This is a genomic window from Micromonospora aridisoli, from assembly GCF_056150025.1.
On record NZ_JAXCFK010000035.1, the window covers coordinates 1 to 2852 of the forward strand.

At 40.6% G+C, this 2852-nt stretch carries 1 protein-coding gene; it reads left to right on the plus strand.

Annotation, left to right across the window (positions count from 1 at the left end):
* Positions 1-1522: 1522 nt before the first annotated feature.
* Positions 1523-2707 carry a hypothetical protein gene (locus SM447_RS29180; protein WP_474576087.1) on the plus strand — a complete coding sequence of 395 codons (1185 nt, stop codon included), beginning with the start codon at positions 1523-1525 and terminating at the stop codon, positions 2705-2707.
* Positions 2708-2852: the final 145 nt, after the last annotated feature.

Sequence of the window (2852 nt, forward strand, 5' to 3'; positions counted from 1 at the left end):
TTTTTGATAGACTATTGACGTGTAAGCGATTTCGGTTATAACAGGTGACAGATACAACAAAGCCAACCGAATAGGCTGGCTTTGAGGGACTTAAAAAGTTTGCAGACTTTTTAGGTCTTGTAACCAAGTTGGTTCAGACAACGTGATTACGATATGTAGATCAAATCTATCCTACATCCGCGTAAAAGTCAAACCTATTTCCTTACAAGTGCCAAAAAAAATCTAGCCTTTTCAAGTCCTTAAGCACCAATACATTTAATAACCCATTGTATCGGGATCTACCTGTGGAGCCGCATATGGAGGCATATGCATGTGATTGTTCGGGTAGGTGTTGGTGTTGGTCTAAACGGGGAGTGTTGCAAAAGACCAGACCGGGAACGAGTCACTAAGGCGCTTGGTAAGGATTCAGGCCAGCTATGAGAAAGCCCAGCCATAAATGGGGTTAGGATTCTGCAAGTAGTGCTATGTGGCGACAGCGGGGGTGCAACAGGGTGCCAGTTGGTGGGAAACTGCCTTCAGCTCTAAGTCGCTGCTCTTTGGGTGAAGCTCAAAAAAGACGCTTTACCAAAGGATCGTCAACTTGAATTCGTGATGAATTCGAGGAGGCGAAACTTTGGGTGAAGCGCCCTTTTTCTGGGGGCTGAACATCCTTTATCCCTTATGGCGTAGCACAGGCCGAAGGCTTGATCAGAGTTAGTAATACTCGATCTTTTATTTGAGAGAGAGTAAGATCGGCGCAGCTTCAACTCCATGAAAAATCTAGAGTTTGGTAGAAATCCTTCGATAAATGACGCTTTTTTTTCGAGCACTTTACGAAGAATAGGCGAAGGTCAGATCAATTTAAAAATGGTCTGTAACTATCAAACTTTATTGGATTTTTTGATATGGAAAACAACACAAAAGAAGTTCTCCACTGTGCGTACTGTGATACTGAGCTGACGAAGGGAGTGCATGTTTGTCGAACGTGCCTTGCTACGGTGAAGTATGGAACGCCGCCCGGTTGGTTAGTCTTCTTGGTGTGGTTAGTGGGGATGGTCGGCGGTGCATTGTTAGCAATGTATACACAGTCAGGATCATCCATGATTTTAGGATTTGTTTTTATGGGTGTAGGTTTCTTGGTACTGAAAGGTATTTATGCAAACCGAATAACATTTCATAGAAGATAAAACCTAAAATATTATAAGGCCGGATAAACCCCCGGCCTTTTTTTTTTGAATAAATCCCACTCGCTGACGCGCTAGAAAATAATTTTTTAAAGGTACATGGACAATCCAAAAATAATTGATTATTAATTGCATATACATTATTGGGAACGTAAGATTTTAACATTATTGAGAACGGCCCTTTCGTTCGCAATAATGTAGGTGTGTCTTTCGTTTTTTCGACAGAAAAATAAGAAAGTTGCGGGTAGCAAAACACCTTTTTTTATTCTGACTTTTGCGATTAGGAGCGAGCGACTTTTCGCAATAGGAAGAATAAAAATACAGACAACACCAATGTAAAAATAAAAAGGAGATCTGACATGGAGCTAACCAAAAAGCAAAAACAAATAGCTGAAGCAAGATTGATGATAGCACATCAACAATCAATTGATAGCGGTACATTCATCGAAATACAAATTGATAAAATGATTAAAGGTATCATCGGGAAAGTGAAAACGAATGCCAACGATGCCTCAAAAGAGCAGTACAGGAAGCACTACCGATCTGCTATAGAACGTCACCCGGATGCATCCTTTCATGAGCTTCTGATGCAAGCGGGGACGGCCTCTAGCTTTGATAAGAGGCGTACAGCCTTCAGGTTTTGCATCACTGAAGAGATCCAGAACTTGAGACGTAAATCTGAAAAGGCTATGCGTTCTAAAGATTATGAAGCAGGAAAAAAACTAATCCAAGAAGCATTTAAACTTGCTATTAAATTTGAAGATGAATTTTTATCTGATAATAGAATTCTATTTAATGATGTAAAAAGCCAAGAGGGGTTTAAAAAAGTTTCTTTCAGTAAGAAAAAAGGACTTAAAAAGGCTCCTGATCCTGATGTTGTTTTAAATGGTTTGGAGTTGAAAAAGAACTTATATGATAGGCATTCATTAGCTTTTGCTGTTATTTCAGTATTTGGTATACGCCCGGCAGAAATGCAAAAAGGCGTAAAGCTAAAGTTTATAGGTGGTATGATTTTTGCGCAGGTTAAAGGTGCAAAGGTATCGGATGATAAAGGTCATAAGTATAGAGCAATAGGTGTTTCTGTTCGTGATGGTAATAAATGCGATCAGGTTATTATGGAGGCCATTTATAAAAATGGTGGTGAGGTTTTAGCTACTCAAACAAAAAGCGATTATGACAGTTTACGCAAGTATTTTAATAACCATTATAACGGGACTTCTCTTTATACATACCGCCACCAAGTAGCAAGCGATTTAAAAAAAGCGGGTGTCTCAAAAACTCAAATAGCTGAGGTTATGGGGCATAGAACTACTGAGTCACAGGTTCATTATGGATACGCCAGAAGCTCAAGGGGCGGGCGTTCTATGGTAGCGAAGGGGTCTAATGAGGTAATCAGTAGCCCGGACATCAAAGACTATCTGAAACCAAAACCGGCTCCTGCAGGTGGTGGTGGAACTGGAAGCAGGATCGCAAAGGCCAAAAATAATTTATCTCAGGGGATTCAGGCCAGTTACCCAAAGCTGACTCCTCGCGGAACCAAGTAGGAGGCGGGTAAGCCGTCAAAAACTCGTTTTTTGATGGGTTACCCGTCAATGATTTTGACTTCAATTTTTTTGATAGACTATTGACGTGTAAGCGATTTCGGTTATAACAGGTGACAGATACAACAAAGCCAACCGAATAGGCTGG

Bases quoted from the DNA above. Each gene is read 5' to 3' on its own strand.
- SM447_RS29180 (WP_474576087.1), top strand. From the start codon at position 1,523: ATGGAGCTAACCAAAAAGCAAAAACAAATAGCTGAAGCAAGATTGATG.